The 18609-nt window shown below is 50.0% G+C and carries 15 protein-coding genes; 2 read left to right on the forward strand and 13 right to left on the reverse strand.

All coding sequences use genetic code 11. The features are described 5' to 3' along the window. Positions 1-25 precede the first annotated feature (25 nt). Genes aroKB through IE092_RS10745 form a run of 7 tightly spaced genes read right to left on the reverse strand, consistent with a single transcriptional unit; the run spans position 26 to position 9333 of the window. A complete protein-coding gene (aroKB, locus tag IE092_RS10715) occupies positions 26-1666 on the reverse strand; it encodes a bifunctional shikimate kinase/3-dehydroquinate synthase AroKB (protein ID WP_189357160.1) in 1641 nt (546 codons plus the stop codon). A 58-nt stretch (positions 1667-1724) separates the two neighbouring features. Further along, positions 1725-4241: a beta strand repeat-containing protein gene (locus IE092_RS10720; protein WP_189357161.1), complete on the reverse strand. Its 2517-nt coding sequence runs from the start codon at positions 4239-4241 to the stop codon at positions 1725-1727. A 17-nt stretch (positions 4242-4258) separates the two neighbouring features. Further along, positions 4259-6379 (reverse strand): type IV pilus secretin PilQ, encoded by a 2121-nt coding sequence (gene pilQ, locus IE092_RS10725; protein WP_229793138.1) that lies wholly within the window; start codon positions 6377-6379, stop codon positions 4259-4261. Between the two features lie 32 nt (positions 6380-6411). Then, a complete protein-coding gene (locus tag IE092_RS10730; RefSeq protein ID WP_189357163.1) occupies positions 6412-6945 on the reverse strand; it encodes a pilus assembly protein PilP in 534 nt (177 codons plus the stop codon). Then, positions 6942-7607, reverse strand: a complete 666-nt coding sequence (locus IE092_RS10735; protein WP_189357164.1) for a type IV pilus inner membrane component PilO — start codon at positions 7605-7607, stop codon at positions 6942-6944. Before IE092_RS10735 ends, IE092_RS10730 begins: the two co-directional genes overlap by 4 nt. 26 nt (positions 7608-7633) lie before the next feature. After that, positions 7634-8257: a PilN domain-containing protein gene (locus tag IE092_RS10740; protein WP_189357165.1), complete on the reverse strand. Its 624-nt coding sequence runs from the start codon at positions 8255-8257 to the stop codon at positions 7634-7636. Next, positions 8257-9333, reverse strand: coding sequence for a pilus assembly protein PilM (locus tag IE092_RS10745; RefSeq protein ID WP_189357166.1), 1077 nt, complete (start codon positions 9331-9333; stop codon positions 8257-8259). Before IE092_RS10745 ends, IE092_RS10740 begins: the two co-directional genes overlap by 1 nt. Positions 9334-9637: 304 nt before the next feature. Between IE092_RS10745 and IE092_RS10750 the strand changes: the two genes are divergently transcribed. After that, entirely contained in the window at positions 9638-11935 is a 2298-nt protein-coding gene (locus tag IE092_RS10750; RefSeq protein ID WP_189357167.1) for a penicillin-binding protein 1A, read from the forward strand. Positions 11936-11946: 11 nt separating this feature from the next. Here the strand turns inward: IE092_RS10750 and cyaY are convergent, their stop codons facing one another. Further along, on the reverse strand, positions 11947-12261 hold the full coding sequence (cyaY, locus tag IE092_RS10755) for an iron donor protein CyaY (protein ID WP_189357168.1): 315 nt from the start codon (positions 12259-12261) through the stop codon (positions 11947-11949). Positions 12262-12322: 61 nt separating this feature from the next. Between cyaY and lptM the strand changes: the two genes are divergently transcribed. Then, a complete protein-coding gene (gene lptM / locus IE092_RS10760) occupies positions 12323-12484 on the forward strand; it encodes an LPS translocon maturation chaperone LptM (RefSeq protein WP_189357169.1) in 162 nt (53 codons plus the stop codon). On the opposite strand, the gene IE092_RS10765 is transcribed toward lptM, so the two are convergent. The 5 genes from IE092_RS10765 to IE092_RS10785 all read right to left on the reverse strand — a co-directional run bounded on the left by IE092_RS10765 (position 12481) and on the right by IE092_RS10785 (position 18580). Beyond that, a complete protein-coding gene (locus IE092_RS10765) occupies positions 12481-13116 on the reverse strand; it encodes a 1-acyl-sn-glycerol-3-phosphate acyltransferase (RefSeq protein ID WP_189357170.1) in 636 nt (211 codons plus the stop codon). The two genes, lptM and IE092_RS10765, sit on opposite strands and share 4 nt — an antisense overlap. Positions 13117-13217: 101 nt before the next feature. Next, on the reverse strand, positions 13218-13838 hold the full coding sequence (locus IE092_RS10770; protein WP_189357171.1) for a protein-methionine-sulfoxide reductase heme-binding subunit MsrQ: 621 nt from the start codon (positions 13836-13838) through the stop codon (positions 13218-13220). Next, the gene (gene msrP / locus IE092_RS10775; protein ID WP_189357172.1) at positions 13838-14806 is read right to left on the reverse strand and encodes a protein-methionine-sulfoxide reductase catalytic subunit MsrP; all 969 of its coding nucleotides are present in this window, start codon (positions 14804-14806) and stop codon (positions 13838-13840) included. Before msrP ends, IE092_RS10770 begins: the two co-directional genes overlap by 1 nt. A 476-nt stretch (positions 14807-15282) precedes the next feature. Next, a complete protein-coding gene (ccsB, locus tag IE092_RS10780; protein WP_189357173.1) occupies positions 15283-16428 on the reverse strand; it encodes a c-type cytochrome biogenesis protein CcsB in 1146 nt (381 codons plus the stop codon). Position 16429: 1 nt separating this feature from the next. After that, positions 16430-18580 (reverse strand): cytochrome c biogenesis protein ResB, encoded by a 2151-nt coding sequence (locus IE092_RS10785; RefSeq protein ID WP_229793131.1) that lies wholly within the window; start codon positions 18578-18580, stop codon positions 16430-16432. Between the last annotated feature and the right edge of the window lie 29 nt (positions 18581-18609).

Genomic DNA, 18609 nt, shown 5'->3' on the forward strand with positions numbered 1-18609 from the left:
AATATTTGCCTCTCAGCAAATTTTGTCAGTGTAATATTTCCCTAAGGATATTTGCAGGAATTTCGGTTATTTCAGCCTTACCCAGGGGTTTGATCAAAATAAAACGAATCTTGCCACCTTCGTTTTTCTTATCAACTTCCATCAATTCAAGCCAGCGCTGCTCCCCCAATTGCGGAGGGATAACAGGTAATCCGGCATTACTAATCAGCTGAATTAGCCTGGTTCGCTGCATAAAGTCGATAAATCCAAGCTTATATGATGCCTCGGCTGCTAACGACATTCCGCAGCCAACAGCTTCTCCATGCAACCACGCACCAAAACCAAGCCCCGCTTCAATAGCATGGCCGAATGTATGCCCAAAATTCAGAATCGCCCTTAACCCGCCTTCACGCTCATCCTGCCTGACGATATCTGCTTTGATTTCGCATGATTTGACTATCACATAAGCAAGTGCTTCCGGTTCCCTTTGACGCACTGCATTCATATTCGACTCAAGCCACTCAAAAAATGCAAGGTCAGTGATTGCCCCATGCTTTATTACTTCTGCAATACCTGCTGATAGCTCATTGTCTGGCAAAGAATTTAACGTTGCAGTATCAGCAATAACGGCCTGTGGCTGATAGAAAGCGCCAATCATATTTTTGCCAGCAGGATGATTTATTCCCGTCTTTCCTCCAACTGATGAATCTACCTGAGAGAGTAAGGTTGTGGGCACCTGAACAAACGGAACTCCGCGCATATAGGTCGCTGCAGCAAAGCCCGTCATATCCCCGATTACGCCCCCGCCTAATGCAACGAGCATCGATTTGCGGTCACATTTTTCACTTAAAAGGTGGTCGTAAATTTGCGTCAGTGATTCCCAAGTCTTAAATTCTTCGCCGTCACGAAGAATAACTGCACTGACTTCTTTTCCAAGAGAAAGTAATTTTTCCCTTAGCCGGCTCAGATACAAAGGTGCCACGACATCATTAGTGACAATAACTACTCTCTTTGCCTGAATACTATCTTGCAAAATTTTTTCGTCAGTCAGAATATCCTGCCCAATAAAAATCGGATATGAGCGCTCCCCCAGTTCAACTTTTAAAGTCTGAACACTTTGACCGGTAGCATTGATGTGTACAGTTTTCATATTTTCCGAGGACGAAAGAGTACGATCTGAACAGGGCAATTTTTCTACAATTTGCTGCACCAGATGATTAATATGCGGACGACCAGTTTCAATAATCACATGGGCTGTCTGTTGATACAGCGAATGCCTCTGTTGCTCCAGCTCTTCCAATTTTTTTCTCGGATCTGCTGTTCTGAGTAATGGCCGGTTTTTATCGTGACGAGTTCTCTGCAAAATACTGTTTACACTGGCACGCAAGTAAATAACCGTACCACGTTCGTGTAAAAATTGTCGGCTTTCTGCATTCAGAATTGCCCCCCCGCCTGTTGCCAGGACGATATCATCCATTGAAGTCAGTTCTTTGATGACCTCAGCCTCGCGAGCACGAAAACTCGCCTCGCCTTCAATTTCAAAAATTACGGGGATAGAAACGCCTGTACGGGATTCGATTTCATGGTCGGAATCGATAAACCGCTTATTGAGTTTTCGGGCTAATGCCCGGCCAACTGTCGTTTTGCCGGAGCCCATTAGCCCTACTAGAAAGATATTACCTGCCATGTTCGCTTCCTGAGCCTGATTCACGCTCAGGAAGCTGGCCAAGCATTATGACGCAGTATCAGCAACCTGAGAGTACATTGCTATTCTTAATCGTCATTGTACTTGTAGTTGAGCGATTTAAACTATCGACAATTGTGAAAGTTATCGTTGTATCACCTGCTACACAACGCGTTCCTTGTGTTCCAACACGTACGCTGAGTGTGCTGTCGTTAAAGAACGTCGACGACGGCAAACTTAAATCCGTTCCAGTACTTGTATATACATTTGCCAGTACTTTATCGTTCCAGAAAATCTGATAAGGTCCATTTCCACCATTCAGAGTCATTGTAACCGGTGCACTTGTTGCCTCATCAATTGTCCAGCTGGAAGGGGTAACCCAAAATCCTGTAGCTGGGGCTCCTACCGTAGAAACAGTCACCGTTTGTACTGCGCCAGCAGCGTCAGAAACAACAATTTGATTTGAAGTTGCGGATGCCCGGGTCAATTGAGCTGTGAAGGTACCTCCTGAACTCGACAGCACGGTCCCACTCGGAATACCAATTGCGGCAGAATTATTTGACAACACAGTATATGGCGCGACACCACCATCCACACGGAAGTAAAGGATATCACCGACATTCCCTGCTGTTACATTACTTGGGGAAACAGTGAACGTTGGCCCTGTCACAGCAAGTACCTTCACTGCAAAACTCGCCTGGATGCCTTTAGCGTCAGTCACCGTAATTGTTGATGTACCTGCAGCAACTGCTTTAACCGAGAAAATTGTAGTTAAAGTCGGGAAAGTTGCCGGTGACGTAATTTTTGCAACGGTGACATCGGACGACACCACATTAAATGGTGGCGTACCGCCAATAATGCCGTAATTGCCATTGTCGGTATCCGTTGAACCAAGTTTCAGCGTAACACCAGACTGCGGCGCTGTGGTGTTTAACGTTCCAGGCAAGGTATTAGTCACTGTCACGGCAATCAAGGGAACGGTTTTACCGGTACTGTCAGTGATCAGAACAGAAGCAGAGCCGTCAGCTTCACCTTTCAGTGTAAAACTAGCACCCGAGGTCGCAACGGTTGGTGTAACAACAGAGACTACCCCTGCGTTACTACTGATCACTGTGTATGGAGCAACGCCACCTGAAATCGTATATGACGGCTGCGAACCTGTTGCCATCGTAATCGCAGAAGGCGCTGTTGTGAATAATGTCAGGGTAGTACCACCTGAGACTGTAACGTCAATATCCGGTAATTTATTACCTTTGGAATCTGAAATCGTTACTTTTGCATTACCAGCAACTTTACCAGTAATTGACAAATTATTGCCCGTGACAACACTATCAACAACCGACGGGTTACTTGGAATCGCAGAGTAAGGTGGTGTGCCACCTGAAACCAGATAAGAACCTGTAACTGAAGTTTGCAGCGTTAACGCTGATGGTGCATTTGTGAATAAAGCCAATGGTGCTGTGGAAGTATCTTTAACCGTGACGTTTATGCTAACAGGTGAACCAGTACTATCTTTCAGTGTGACTGTCGTCGTGCCTGGAGCAACTCCGCTCACAATAAAAGTACTGCCTGTTCCCAGCGCAACTTTTGCAACGAGCTCATTTGCAGAAACTGCCGTATATGGCGGTGTACCGCCACCAACATTAAAGGTCGGAGAAGCATTTCCCGCACCGACTGTGATATCTGACGGCGAAGATGTGAAAATCGCGGTAGTTGCATTACCAACCTGTACAGCGATCGGCAAATTCTGGCCTGTTGTGTCCAGAACTTTGATCGATGCATTTCCGTTTCCTTTACCGGTAACAGTCAGTAAATTACCAGAGACAGATGCGCTGACAATCGAATTATCCGAGCTACCAACCGTATAGGCAGGGGTACCACCGCTGATTGTATAAGTAGCTGTTTCATTCAATGCCAGCTTGATTGTGGACGGTGCAGTCGACGTCAATGACGCACTGCTGGATGTACCACCGGCCGTTACAGTCACCTTGAGGGAAATTTTTCCGCCCATTGTATCGGTGATCGTTACATTTGCCGTACCTGCAGCACGTGCAAAAAGAGAGAAGCTGTTATTGATCCAGCTAAGTGCGACAACAGAAGAATTATCGACAGATACGATATATTCAGCTGAACCACCGCCAATCACAAACGATGAGGTGCTCGCACCGACAGCCATGGAAAATTCCGAAGGTGCCGATGTGAACAAGGGAATACCTGTTCCGATTGTGACGGCAATGCCTACTTTATTTCCTGCACTGTCAGTAACTGTCACCTGCGAAGTACCGCCCGCCACCGCAGTGACTGTCAGCACCTTATCTTTGATCGTCGCAATAATACCTGAAGTGGCAGTTGCAACCGCGTAAGAAGGAACACCGCCACCGACTGTATATTGAACAGTCTGCCCCGGGATAATTGTAATCGCGCTCGGAGCAGATACAAACAATGCGGCACCGTTGCCTGACGAGCCTGCCGATCCCCCTCCGCCACCGCAAGCAGCGAGCGCTACAGCGAACAAGATCGCAACGAAATAGCGGAACAGCCTTACGAGTTCAAACCCGTTTTTCTGCAGTCGTATCATTTTATTTTCCTGTCTTATTACTTAATACTAAACCGGTCCGCCATAATTTTAGGCGTAATGAAAATCAGCAATTCGGTCTTATCGTTCACCCGGCCGGTGCTCTTAAATAAATTTCCGAACAATGGTAAATCCCCAAAGAATGGAATCTTTGTCATGTTATCACGTTCGGTTTGTTGATAAATACCACCCAGAACGACCGTACCACCATTCTCGACCAGTACCATTGTGCGAACCTGCTTAGTATCAATCGCATAACCCATACGAGTTTCCTGACCAACACTGTCTTTATGAACATCAACATCCAGAATAACGTTGCCGTCAGGTGTAATCTGCGGTGTTACCTCAAGGCGTAAAGACGCTTTACGGAAAACAATGGATGTTGCGCCACTAGCCGTCGCCACCTGGTATGGAATTTCGGTACCTTGCTCAATCGATGCTTTCAGTTGATCAGCAGTGACTACACGAGGGCTGGAAATAATTTTGCCTTTACCATCTGCTTCTAGCGCAGACAGTTCCAGATTCAGGAAGCGATTCGCTGCGGATGAGAATAAACTGACTGCAAGGCTGCCTGGTGACAAACCGTTAATACCTGCTGCTGGCAAATTCACAAATTGTGAATTTGGAACAAAACTTTGATCAGTGATTTTTGCCTGACCGGTTTGCTCACCAACGCCAAGATAATTTCCTGTCAATGCAACACGCTGATTCCCTGAAACCTGATATCCGGCATCACCACCACGAATACCGCGCATATCAGTAAAGCCCAGTTTGGCGCCAAGGTTTTTACTGAATTTGTCATCTGCCTCAACAATACGCGCTTCGATAAGAACCTGCTTTGATGCAATGTCCGTTTTCTGAATCAGCTTACGTACTTCCTCCAGTTTTGAAGGAATATCAGTAACAAACAACTGATTTGTACGCGGTTCAATCACTGCACTGCCACGTTTGGACAAAATTCGGTTAGTAGACGCACCATCAACACCAAACACTTGCTTGAATGCTTCGGCCTTTTGGTAATTCAGCTGAAATGCTTCCGTTTTCAGTGGTTCAAGTTCCGCAATCTGCGCTTTTTGTTCAAGCTCCAGCTTCTCTTTTGTCAAAAGTTCATCTTTTGGTGCAACCCACATCACGTTACCATTCTTACGCATATCAAGTCCCTTGATTTGCATAATATTGTCGAGCGCCTGATCCCATGGCACATCTTTCAAACGTAAGGTGATTGTACCGGTCACCGTATCGCTGGCAATAATATTCAGCCCGCTGACCTCAGCGATGATTTGCAGAATCGCACGCACCTCAATATTTTGGAAATTGAATGAGATACGCTCGCCGCGATATCCCTGAGTTCCCTGCGTAAGCTTGTTCGGATCCTCTTTAATCGGACGTACTTCGAGAACAAACTGAGTATCACTCTGGTAAGAACTGTGCTCCCACAGACCTTTTGGTTCAACCACCATCTGCACATTTTCGCCGTTTGGTGTCGTAGTTACGGTCTGTACCGGAGAACCAAAATCAGCGACATCCAGACGCTTACGTAAATTTTCGGGTAAACCAACCTTCAGGAAGGTCACAAAAATTTTCTGGCCTTGCTGGCGAACATCAACAGCAACCTGGTTTAAAGGCAAGTCCACCACTACGCGACCTTCCCCCGCGACACCACGACGGAAATCAATATCACGTAATTGAGGCTTATGTCCGTTTGCGAAGCTCACCGGCTCAGGATTTGCAGGTAAACCCTGAGAATTAACGGCTGTCGCAACGCCGCCAGATCCGTCAATAGTAATGATCAGGTTATTACCTTCGATCGTTGTCGCATAATTCAGTGCTTTATTCAGATTGAATACCATGCGCGACCGACCAGCTGCCTCAACAAGGTTAACAGTCCGAAGATCACCAATATTGACATCAATCGTCGTTTTCCCGGTCGCATTCAGCGTATCGTGAAAATCAAGTGCAATCCGTGCGGGATTATTGATGGAAAATCCAACAGGTGCCTTCTGAATCGGATTCTTCATCCCGACTTTAACGACAATATTTGCCCCCTGCTGGTTAGCAACCACTGTCTCAATACTGTTAGATTGTGCAAGTGCTGGCAAACAAAGTGCGCACAACGCGATCAGGCAGACTCTTACAAACATCGCGCCACTTTTGATTTTACTTATCAACGCCGTCATTTTTGACTCCCCTGCAACTCAAGCTTAGCTTCACGTTCAACCCAGTCTCCGGCCGCGTCCTGCACCGTCTCTTTTATCTGTACCTCAGCTTCGGATATTTTGACAATCAACCCAAAGTTTTGTCCTATATATCCACCAAGTTTGGCCTGATACACTTTTTTATCTGATTGAATCAGCGCAAGTTTCAGGCCATTCTTCTCGATAATTCCAACCATTTTCAGCGTATCCAGCGGGAATGATTCTAATTCTTCCCTTGGCCTGTCCATATTCGGTTTCAGACGCCCTCCGTTATCTTTCATCCTGGCGAGTACCGCCATCAGTTTTTCAGGATTAAAAGGGTCTATATCAGCCTTTACTTCATATGGCACGGGCATATAGGTTTTCGGCGGATTCAGTTTCGGAACAACCAAACGGGTCTCTTTCTTTACCGACTCCATCCAGTCACGAAGCTCTGTTGAATCATCCTGCCCGCAGCCGCTAAGCCAAAGCGTACTGACAAGTACGGCAAGCATTGTCAGTTTTGATCTCATTTCTTAGCCTTTTTCTGATTTGCCTGCGCCATCACTTCGTCTTTATCCAGATATCTGAATGTTTTCGCGACGACTTCCAAAGTTAACCCGCCATCTTTATTTGTTGTGACAGCGAGGTTATTCAAGGTAACAATACGCGGAAGTTTTGCAATATCCGCAACAAATTCACCAAGATCATGGTAACTGCCACTTAAGCGAACATCGATAGGCAATTCAGCATAGTAATCTTTTACGACTGGCGTACCCGGTTTAAACGAGTCAAACTGCAAGCCCCGCCCAATACCTGCCTGGTTGATATCGGATAGCAGCGCATCCATTTCTGCTTTGCTTGGCAACTGCTTTTCCATAGTCGAAACGTACTGCTGAACCAGTGCACGCTGGTCTTTCAGGGCGTCCAGATTAATCGCCTTTTGCATCTTGTCGCGATATTCTTGCTTCAGCTGAACTTCCTGAGCCATCTTTTGCTCAATCTCTTCATTCTGGGCGCTCCAGTAAAAAAACCAGCCCAGCAACATCACCACAGCAAAAACACCTGCCGCTGCACTCATACGGGGAATTACTGGCCACAATCCGGGGTGCAATCCGCTGGTGTCAGCGAACTGCGACCGAACATCATCAGCCAGTTCGTTGAAATTGATATTTAAATTTAATTTCGCAGCCATTCAGACTCTCTCGATCTCATCCAGTATTAATTTGGCTTTGCGGCATCAGAGCGAACATTTTCCGCGGTGGAAGACGCACTTTCATCTCGCTCACGCGGGCGTTTGATGCCAACGTTAATTGAGAAATCAGAAACCTTCCGTGCATCACGCCCCTGACCAATTCCGGTTGAGTGGATATCAATCAGATCCGGCTTGTACATCCACTCAGACCGGCTGCCAAGATTACGGATATATTCAGCAACACGCTCCTGCGACTGTGCATAGCCACTGATCGTGACGCGCTGACCGTCCTGTTTAAGTGTTCGTAAATAGACTCCTTCAGGCGTGTGGCGTACCAGCTCCTGCAACAAAAACACAGGCTGATTGCGGTCGCCCTGAAGATCTTCAACAGCTTGCTGACGCGCCTTCAGTGCATCAATTTCCTGTTTCAGATTTGCGATTTCCTTGATTTTTTCATCAAGAATCGCGTTTTCTTTCTTGATGAAAGCAAGGCGTTCATCCTGAACTGTGATTTCGTGCTGCTTTAATGCGCCAACCATAATGACGACAAAAGCCCCGACAATCGCAGACAAGAGCAGCAAAGAATAAAAGTCTTTGATTTGCTGCTTACGTTTCTCTTCACGATGCGGTAAAAGATTAATCTTAATCATCAGTCAAATCTCCGCAAAGCGAGACCACATGCAATCGCATATCCGGGAGCATCGTTTCTGAGTGCTTTTTCATTGACGCCGGGAGCCAGCTCCATTCCTTTAAACGGGCTGATGACTGCAGTGGAAATTTTTGTACGTTCAGCGACGATATCCGCCAGACCAGTCAGCACCGCACAACCGCCGGTCAGGAAAATCTGATCAACGCGTGTGTATGGTGTGGATGTGAAAAAGAACTGTATAGCGCGTGTCACTTCCAGCGCAGCATTTTCCAGGAATGGCTCAAGTAATTCCATTTCGTAGCTATCAGGCAAATCGCCGTTTTTCTTTTTAATTTCAGCCTCGTCCTGCGACAAGCCGTAGTTTCTGACAATATCCTGAGTGAGCTGACTACCACCAAACTGCTGCTCACGCTCGTAAACAACATCACCGTTAAATATGATGTAGACGTAAGTCCGTTTCGCGCCAAGCTGAAATACAGCAAAAACCTGGTCACGACCTTCGTTTGCCTGCTTATCAATCAAGCGCTGCACTGCCGCTCTCGCAGCATAGGACTCGATATCCATGACTTTTGCAGTTAATCCCGCTGCTTCCGCAACTGCCACCCTGTCTTCGACTTTCTCTTTACGTGAAGCGGCCAGCATAACTTCCATGTCTTCTTCGTTTGCAGCAGGGCCGATAACTGAAAAATCCAGGCTGACTTCATCCATTGAAAACGGGATGTACTGACTGGCCTCTGATTCCACCTGAACTTCCAGTGCCTGTTCGCTCAGCGCGGCAGGAAGATAAATTTTCTTGGTGATAACGGCGGAGGCTGGCATGGCGAGCGCGACATTTTTTGCGCCGGTGCCGCTTTTTTTCAGCAGTTTTTTTATGGTGTCTGCGACTTGTTCGATATTTTCAATATTACCGTCCAGCACAGCGCCTTTTGGCAAAGGCTCGGAAGCATAGCGATCCAGACGATAAGTCTTATTGCCCGATTCGGACAACTCAACCAGTTTGATATCGAACGAGCTGATATCCAAGCCTATCAGTGGCGGATTTTTTCTGCCAAGCAAGGTAGCAAGATTGAAAGCCAAGAATATCCCCTCATGAACGACATACGCGTTCTTATTACAAATTGAAACAAAAACCGTTATAAAATACCAACTGCACACAAAGTGACTGCATTTTCTAACAATTACAAATACAGTCGGCCTACCCTACATGAAATCCTAGCAATATCACTTGCTTTGGTAAAGGAATTTCCTCCCGAGCGTTGCGCGCTTCGTTGCCAATACCCCACTCGGTTTTTTACGCATCTCATTCCGATTAACGGGTTTTCCGTCTGAGCCCAAAGCACAACCGTTATAATCCGGTTTGTGATTGATATTGTGAAAACTCATGTCTGAACAAAACTCTCTTCCGCAGTCGGAACAGCCGTCCCCGAAAAAACGTTCACTTGCAGCACGCATCGCCATCGGGAGCGCTGTCGTCATCACCGGACTGACAACCAGTCTGATTCTGATCGTTCTGTTTGCCCTGACTATGGCATATCCGAATCTGCCGGATATTGACGCAATCACTAGCTACAATCCAAAAATGCCACTGCGCATTTACACCGCGGATCACGTACTGATTGGTGAGTTCGGTGAAGAACGGCGCAATGTCGTAAGATTTCAGGAAATTCCTGATGTGATGAAAAAAGCGGTACTGGCAATTGAAGATGATCGTTTCTACGAGCACGGTGGCGTAGATTATCTTGGAATCGTACGGGCGGCTTTGCATAATCTGACGGGCGGCGCAAAGCAAGGCGCATCAACGATTACGCAGCAAGTGGCGCGTAATTTTTTCCTTTCGAGTGAACAAACCTTCAAGCGGAAAATTTACGAAATTCTGCTCGCGTGGAAGATTGAGCAAAATCTGACCAAAGATCAGATTCTTGAGGTGTATATGAATCAGATTTATCTGGGGCAACGGGCGTATGGTTTCTCTTCCGCAGCGCAGATTTATTTTGGTAAAGCACTGAAGGATGTGACGCTGGCTGAAGCGGCGATGCTGGCTGGTTTGCCGAAAGCGCCATCAGCATATAACCCGGTCGCCAATCCTAAACGCGCGACGGTACGTCAGCAGTACATTCTGCAGCGTATGCGACAACTCGGCTATGTTTCTGAAGCGCAGTTTGAACAAGCGCGCACCGAAGAACTTCAGGTAAAGACGGACAGCAGTGATTTTGGCGTACATGCCGAATACGTGGCAGAGATGGCGCGCCAGCTGGTTTATGAGCAATTCAAAGAAGAGACTTATACCCGTGGCCTGAATGTATATACAACCATCACGAAAGCCGATCAGGATGCTGCGTATTTATCGCTGCGTCGCGGCGTGATGGATTATGAAAAACGTCATGGTTATCGTGGTCCCGAAGCCATTGTCGAATTGCCCGCGAATAAAGAAGCCGCTGAAGAGCTGATCGAGAAGAAATTATCAGAACATCCGGCCAGCGATGACTTGCTGGTTGCGATGGTATTGGATGCGACACCGAAACAGGTCCGTGCGGTTCTAACTTCCGGCGAAGAAATCCGTATTGAAGAAGCAGGTTTAAGTTTCGCCGCCAGCAGTCTGTCAGCGAAAGCACCGGCGAATAAACGCATTCAGCGCGGTGCAGTGATTCGTGTCATGCAGGAAGGCAAAAACTGGATCATCACGCAGATGCCGGAGGTACAGTCTGCTTTTGTGGCTGCCAGCACCACGGATGGCGCGATCAAAGCCCTGGTTGGCGGTTTCGATTACAACCTGAATAAGTTCAACCATGTGACGCAGGCATGGCGTCAGCCAGGCTCTTCGTTTAAGCCGTTTATTTATTCTGCGTCGCTGGAAAAAGGTTTCTCACCAGCCACCATGATTGCTGATGAACCGATCAGCTTTGATGCAGGACAGACTGGTGGACAGGCGTGGGAGCCGAAAAACTACGACGGAAAATACGAAGGTCCGATGACCATGCGCAAGGGTCTGACGAAATCAAAAAACATGATTTCGATTCGTATTCTGCATAAAATCGGTGCCAAATACGGCCAGGAATACACTAGCCGCTTCGGTTTTCTGCCCGAAAAAAATCCGCCTTATCTGACACTGGCACTGGGGGCCGGTGCGGTAACGCCGCTGCAACTGGCCGGTGCATATGCCGTGTTTGCGAATGGTGGCTACAAAATCAATCCTTATCTGATCGCCAAAATAACGGATGCCAGTGGCAAAGTGATAGCGCAGGCCAAACCGGAAACCGCGGGTAACGAAGCCTCACGTGTGATTGATGAGCGGAATGCGTTCCTGATGGACAGCATGATGAAAGATGTTGTCCGTTTCGGTACTGCTGCAAAAGCGATGGTACTGAAACGTACCGATCTTGCTGGTAAAACCGGTACCACCAATGATTCCGTTGATGCATGGTTTGCCGGCTATCAGGCGAAGCTGGTCGGGATTGCATGGATAGGCTTTGATCAGCCGCGCAATCTGGGCAACCGCGAAACCGGTGGTGGTCTGGCATTGCCGATCTGGATAGGCTACATGCAGAAAGCCCTGAAAGACATTCCGATTGAAGAACGCCCGCTGCCGCAAGGCGTGGTGCAGATTAATGGCGATTATTACTACGTGGAAAATCAGCCCGGAACCTTCGATCCGGGCGCTCCGCCGGTGATTGAGGAATAGCGGCGTTAAGCTTATGCCTGACTTTGTTCCGCTGCGAGGCGGGACAAAGTCGCAAATAACTCACTGCCATCCCGTGTATTCAGCCAGTGCTGGCCGTCATAGCGGTAATGAAAGCCACCGCTGCGCGCCGCCAGCCACATTTCCTGCATCGGTGCCTGACTGTTGACGATCATTTTGGAACCGTTGTTCACGAATTCTATGGTCAGCACATTGCCACTGCGGCTGCACTCGACATCCATTTCATCACGTTCAAACGCTTGTTCGAAGATCTCTTCGACCTGACGCAGGCAGGCTTCCGCCAGATCATGGAATTCAGATTCAGTCATGCTACACTCCGTGAAATTCTTACTGAGAAATCAGCATTCTAACCGTTTCGGAATTTCTGCGATGCGCACCTTGTTTTCTGCTCTGCTGCTTACTGTCATGTTGTCTGCCTGTGGCCAGAAAGGGCCTTTGTACATGCCGGACAAACCGGCAGCGCATCCTGTGTCGTCGCAGGCTCCGGTGCCGGCAAAAACGCCCGCCAAAGAAGACTCTGTGAAACCTTAAGCTTGTTCAGCTGACTGCGTTTCTTCCGGCTTCAGCTTCACCGGCCCGGCAAGTTCGGGGCGACAACCCTGTACATCTTTGTAAATAGCCGCGATCGCTGCCATATCCGTATCAGCGTCGCCGGTCAGCGTCAGGTAGTCGGTCAGACTGATGCATTTTCTGCGGAAATCAAAATACGCACAGGCCAGCGGCACATTTGCAGTACGGGCAATATGGTAAAAGCCACTGCGCCAGTAAGGACGCAGACTGCGCGTGCCTTCCGGTGCCAGCGCCAGCCAGTACCAGTCGCTGCGGTTGATCTGCTCGGCAATTCTGCCAATCGCACCGGTCGCCACGCCACGTTCTACCGGCGCGCCGCCGATAGCCCGCAAAAACGGGCCGAACACAGCTCCGGTTATCCCTTCAAACAGGGATGATTTGGCGATGAAATGAAAGCGCTGTCCGATCGCAATTTTGCCCAGTACGCCAATCGGGAAATCCCAGTTGGAAGTATGCGGATACACGATGATGACGCCACGCGGTCCGGGCAAGGGCTTATAAAACACTTTCCAGCCAAACAAACCCAGTACCAGCAGGGCAAGCTTGCGCGTGATGCCTTTGGTCTGGCCCGGCTTCAGTAAATACGACTGCATGATGATTCCTGTTTCGGTTTGCGACCGGAAATTGTGCGCCGCTGTGCATAAAATCTCAATCGTTTATACGATTACTGCAACAGAAAAAACCGAACATTTCCTCAGACTGCACGTGCGGAGCGGCGCGCAAACCAGATCCGCAAACCCAGCAGCACCACGGTGATACCGCCGTACACCGCAGGCCAGAAAAAGTCGTGTTTGCCGGCTTTCATCCAGTACACATGCAGTACCGCGACCGGCACCAGCACATACATCAGCTGATGCAGACGCTGCCAGCGTTTGCCGCCCATCCACCGTAATACTGCTTGCGGACTGCTGATGGCCAGCGCCAGCATCATGCCCCACGAAACCATGCCTGCCAGCACAAACGGACGCTTGATAATGTCCGGCCAGATCGTTTCCCATTCAAAAAAATGGTCGAACCAGATATACATGGTCAGATGCAGGCTGGCGTAAAAAAACGCAAACAAGCCCAGCATACGCCGGAATTTCTGCAGCCAGTTCCAGCCACTGATGCGGCGCAGCGGGGTGATTGCCAGTGTCAGCAATAAGATGTAGATCGCCCATGAACCGGTATTGCGAGTCATCCATTCCAGCGGATTCGCCCCCATTTTGTCCAGTACCGCCCACACGATGATCCTTATCAGCGGCAGCAAAGCCAGCAGGAACACGGCAATTTTCCAGCGTGACACCGCTGCCGCACTCAGATTCAGACTGCGCATCAGTAAAACTTCCTCAGATCCATGCCGCTGTACAGCGATGCCACTTCCTGATAACCGTTAAACATCAGGGTTTTGCGTTTGCGGGTGAACAGGCCATCTTCGCCGATGCGGCGCTCGCTGGCCTGTGACCAGCGCGGATGATCGACATCCGGATTCACATTCGAATAGAAGCCGTATTCGCGGCCATTCGCACGGTTCCACGAGGTTTGCGGCTGATCGCGTACGAAGCGGATCTTGACGATGGATTTCGCAGATTTGAAGCCGTATTTCCACGGTACCGTCAGCCTGACCGGCGCACCGTTCTGATTCGGCAGCACTTCGCCATACATGCCGAACGTCAGCAATGTCAGCGGATGACTGGCTTCATCGAGGCGCAAGCCTTCGGTGTAAGGCCAGTCCAGCACCGGATAATTCAGGCCCGGCATTTGTTTTTTATCGTTCAGTGTGACGAACTCGATATAACGCGCATTACCGTTCGGCTCGGCGCGACGAATCAGATGCGACAGCGAATAACCTATCCACGGTATCACCATCGACCAGCCTTCCACACAGCGCAGACGGTAAATCCGCTCTTCCATCGGCGCCAGTTTCAGCAGCGCTTCCAGATCCAGCACAAACGGCTTTTTGACTTCACCCTCGATACTGATGCTCCAAGGATGGGTTTTCAGCGTGCCTGCCGTTTGCGCCGGATCGGCTTTATCGGTGCCGAACTCATAGAAATTGTTATACGTGGTCGCATCTTTGCGGCTGGTTTGCTTTTCCGTCAGCTGGTAAGCCGGATTAGCCGCTGCCGCGAGTCGCTGGGTCGCCTGCGCTGCAGCGTCAGTCCAGCGTAGGCCGCTGACACCAGCTAAGCCGCCCGCAGCCAGCATACCGAGCAATTTGCGGCGCTTTTCAAATACCTCGCGCGGCGTGATTTCAGAGGCGTAAGGGCGGTCCATTCCGTTCGGACCCGGTAGTATCAGCATGACAAACTCCCGTGGATAATCGATGATCTGCGCACAGTACAAAACAACAGCGCAGTGTAACCCGCCTGTGTTTTTTCAGCAGACAGGCTGGTTTTGCACAGACCTGCGATTAGTCGGACGGTTCCGGAAAACCTGACACCGGAGCGCGGGGATGTTGCGCCGCGTCCGCAGCCTGTTCGGCCGCTGCAGCGCCTGTGACATGGCAGCGTTTCAAATGTGAAAAGGCAGGCAGCAGATTGCCCGTATTATGCAAAGATCGTCATTTGCAATTCACGGAGGCCCTGACTTTCTGCCGACGACCGCCGGATCGCTATGCAGAACCCCGCATTTGGCTTGTTTTTAGCCTTGTTTTGACCTGCTTTCAGCCGTTTTGCAAAGCTGGCAACGGGCTGAAGCTTTTACTCACTGGCGGCAATAAAAAACGCACCGTTTCCGGATGCCGGAAGCGGTGCGTTTGATGGCGTGTCAGGCGGAATTTACAGCGTGCCGTAAGAATGCAGGCCGGATAAGAACATGTTCACGCCGAGGAAAGCAAAGGTCGTCACCAGCAAACCGACCAGCGCCCACCAAGCAGCCGGTACGCCGCGTAAACCCTTCATCAGGCGCATGTGCAGCCATGCTGCGTAATTCAGCCAGACGATCAGCGCCCAGGTTTCTTTCGGGTCCCAGGACCAGTAACCACCCCAGGCTTCCGCGGCCCACAACGCGCCCAGAATCGTCGCGATGGTGAAGAAAGCAAAACCGACCGCAATCGCTTTGTACATCACATCATCCAGCACATTCAGCGCTGGCAGGCGGTCTGCCAGAATGCCTTTTTCTTTGAGCAGATAAGCCACTGCGACCATTGCAGCCAGCGAGAATGTACCGTAGCCGATAAAGTTGGCCGGTACGTGAATTTTCATCCACCAGCTTTGCAGCGCAGGCACCAGCGGCTGAATCTCGGATGCTTCACGGTTCACGGTGTACCAGAACAGGAAACCGACCGCGGCGGTAATTACCAGCGACACAAAAGCGCCCATCTGGCGGGTGCGGTATTGTTGTTCGTAATACAGATAAAATAAGCCGGTGATCAGCACGAACAATACAAACACTTCGTACAGATTCGAGACCGGAATATGACCAACGTCCGGCCCCAGCAGATAAGATTCATACCAGCGCACCAGCAGGCCGGTGAAGCCCATCAGCACCGCTGCCCAGCACAGACCGGAACCGACGCTGCCACCGAATTCCGAACGCGCCAGCAAACCAACCCAGTAAAACAGTGTGGATAAACAGAAAAATACGCTCATCCACAAAATCGCAGACTGACTGGACAGCAGATATTTCAGGAAGAATTTTTCATTCGCCAGAGTCAACTGTCCGTTGTACAGACTGATCGCAGACAAGGCCAGCAGCGTCATACCCAGCATCAGCGGTTTAACCGGTTTCCAGCGCCAGCCCAGCCAGCCGAAGGTCGGCACCGACGCCACCAGAATCGCTTTATCGTAGATATCCATAAAACTGCTGAAACGCTGCAGTGCATACGCTGCCATCAGTGCCAGCAACAGACTGAATGCCCAGTCCTGCCAGTTCAGTTGTTTCAGGATGCCGCCAGCAGCGGGAACATTACGCGTCATTTCCATATCATTTTCCTTGTGGAGCAAGGGAAGTTTCCGTCGCATCAGCAATTTCAGCTAACTGCGTACGGCATTGTTCAAACTCGTTTTCAAAGTCCAGGGTTTTACGCTGGGTACTCATGGCCATCAGTATATGCGAACCGGCATCGCCTTTTTTGAGCCAGATCCACAGCCGGCGTTCGCGGATATAGAACATCGCAAACACACCCAGCACCAGCAACAGGCAACCGAAGTAAACGATGCCCTGCCCCGGCGAGCGGGTGATCTGCAGCACCGTGGCTTTGACCTCGTCAAACGATTCCAGTTGCAGATACACAGGCGCACCGTAGAAACCGGCATCCGACAACGCCGCCATGGACAACTGCAGGAAACGACCGTGTTTTTCATCCGCATCCAGAACTGGCAATCCGTCTTTTTCGCGTGCCGTCATCCACAAATCCCACAAACTGCCGTTCAGGATTTTCATCATCACGTCTGCCGCTTTGGCTTGCTCGGCGACCGGGATTTTCTTTTCCAGATAATCCGATACAGCGCGGTAACCGGCAGATTTTTCATCGCCGGCGAACAAGGCCAGCGTATTGACGGCGGAGGCGATCATTTGCTCCTTCATTGCCGGATTACCTGCCAGACTGGCTGGTAACGCATGCGCGGTGAACTTTTCAGCAGCAAGACGGCGTAATTCCGGATTTTGCAACGCGGCGCGGATACGCATCCATTCCTGCGGGCTGTCGTTATCATCGGCCGGAATCCGCAGGAAGCGGAACTGATCGGCCGGAGATTCACGCATACCGCTGAGGAAGACGGTGCTGCCTTCAATTTGCGATGGCTGCATGAAGTTCAAGTATTCACGTGCCTGTCCGGCAGCATCACGCAGTTTGTACTGGATGCTGGGGCCGACATTACGGAATTCTTTGCTTTCTGCTGATTTGGCAGCGGAACCCAGATGGCGGCTCAGGCCTTTTTCTTTGTCTGCTTCACCAGCCACTTTGGCGACCGGTTCCACATTGAAAACGCGGAAACCGGACCACTCGATGTTGTAAGCTTTCTGACCCGGCGGTGCCCACGGCGTACTGCCGCCGACTTCCCCGCGCAGCGCAAATGGCTGGCCCTGTGCCCCGCTCATAGGCCAGGCTTTCAGGCGCAGGCGGCTGCCGCCGTCTTCAAAGCTGGATTGGTAAAACGCCAGACCTTTGTACACCAGCGGCTGATTCACGCGAATGGTTGCATCGAAACTTTTGCCGGTTTCATGGTCAGTCACCGTCACATCACTGGCAAACAGTTTCGGCATGCCGGTGTTATAAAACTCAATATGGAACTGACGCAAACGTACGGACACCGGCAAATCCTGAATCAGCACACCGGTTTGTTGTGACAGGATCGCGGTATTACTGATACCGCCTTCCGGAATCATCGCATTGCCACGGAAGCTGGGATTGCGTTCGGATAAGCGATGCTTTTCAGGAATTTTCGCGATCAGCGTATTGCCGCTGCCGTCATACGGCACTTTGCCCAGCAACCATTGCTGGGCTTTCACCGGCAATTCTGAATCCAGCATCGCGCCAAGTACGATCACGACAATCGCGCTGTGCGCAAAGATGTAACCCCATTTGTTACCGGCACCGCGTTTGGCAGCGATCAGTACGGCATCGTCTTTGGCGACGACTTTGCTCTGATAACCACTGGCTTGCAGATAAGCACTGAGGCGCTCAGTCAGCGTCGCGGTATCCTGCGCAGAGGCATATTCGGCATGATGATGAAAATTGCGCAGCGATTGCTCGCGCACGTTTTCACGCCAGCTGCGCATGTCTTTCAGCATTTTCGGAGCATTGCGGATCACGCACAGCGAAGTGGATAAAACCAGCACGCCGACCATCAGCAAAAACCACCAGGCGGAATACACCGAATACACGCCGGCATGATCAAACACTTCATACCAGAACTGACCAAACTGATTGATGTAATTCGGGGCTGGCTCGTTTTGTTTGACCACGGTACCGATCACGGCACCGATGCAGATCAGCACCAGCAGACTGATCGCAAAACGCATGGAAGACAGCAATTCCACGCTGTCAGCCAGCACGGTATTGCGGGTTTGCAGACGGATGCCGGCGGTATCTCCGGCGCTTTCGTGTTCCAGCGGATTATCCATATTCAACATTTGCAGCTGACAAAAAGGGGTGGCTGACT

The sequence above is a fragment of the Cognatundibacterium squillarum genome (assembly GCF_014652435.1).
GTDB lineage: Bacteria > Pseudomonadota > Gammaproteobacteria > Burkholderiales > Burkholderiaceae_D > Undibacterium > Undibacterium squillarum.

What these genes read in the sequence shown, in the direction of transcription:
- aroKB (WP_189357160.1), bottom strand. Translation starts at nt 1,666, where the DNA reads ATGGCAGGTAATATCTTTCTAGTAGGGCTAATGGGCTCCGGCAAAACG.
- IE092_RS10720 (WP_189357161.1), bottom strand. Translation starts at nt 4,241, where the DNA reads ATGATACGACTGCAGAAAAACGGGTTTGAACTCGTAAGGCTGTTCCGC.
- pilQ (WP_229793138.1), bottom strand. Translation starts at nt 6,379, where the DNA reads ATGTTTGTAAGAGTCTGCCTGATCGCGTTGTGCGCACTTTGTTTGCCA.
- IE092_RS10730 (WP_189357163.1), bottom strand. Translation starts at nt 6,945, where the DNA reads ATGAGATCAAAACTGACAATGCTTGCCGTACTTGTCAGTACGCTTTGG.
- IE092_RS10735 (WP_189357164.1), bottom strand. Translation starts at nt 7,607, where the DNA reads ATGGCTGCGAAATTAAATTTAAATATCAATTTCAACGAACTGGCTGAT.
- IE092_RS10740 (WP_189357165.1), bottom strand. Translation starts at nt 8,257, where the DNA reads ATGATTAAGATTAATCTTTTACCGCATCGTGAAGAGAAACGTAAGCAG.
- IE092_RS10750 (WP_189357167.1), top strand. Translation starts at nt 9,638, where the DNA reads ATGTCTGAACAAAACTCTCTTCCGCAGTCGGAACAGCCGTCCCCGAAA.
- cyaY (WP_189357168.1), bottom strand. Translation starts at nt 12,261, where the DNA reads ATGACTGAATCTGAATTCCATGATCTGGCGGAAGCCTGCCTGCGTCAG.
- lptM (WP_189357169.1), top strand. Translation starts at nt 12,323, where the DNA reads ATGCGCACCTTGTTTTCTGCTCTGCTGCTTACTGTCATGTTGTCTGCC.
- IE092_RS10765 (WP_189357170.1), bottom strand. Translation starts at nt 13,116, where the DNA reads ATGCAGTCGTATTTACTGAAGCCGGGCCAGACCAAAGGCATCACGCGC.
- IE092_RS10770 (WP_189357171.1), bottom strand. Translation starts at nt 13,838, where the DNA reads ATGCGCAGTCTGAATCTGAGTGCGGCAGCGGTGTCACGCTGGAAAATT.
- msrP (WP_189357172.1), bottom strand. Translation starts at nt 14,806, where the DNA reads ATGCTGATACTACCGGGTCCGAACGGAATGGACCGCCCTTACGCCTCT.
- ccsB (WP_189357173.1), bottom strand. Translation starts at nt 16,428, where the DNA reads ATGGAAATGACGCGTAATGTTCCCGCTGCTGGCGGCATCCTGAAACAA.
- IE092_RS10785 (WP_229793131.1), bottom strand. Translation starts at nt 18,580, where the DNA reads ATGTTGAATATGGATAATCCGCTGGAACACGAAAGCGCCGGAGATACC.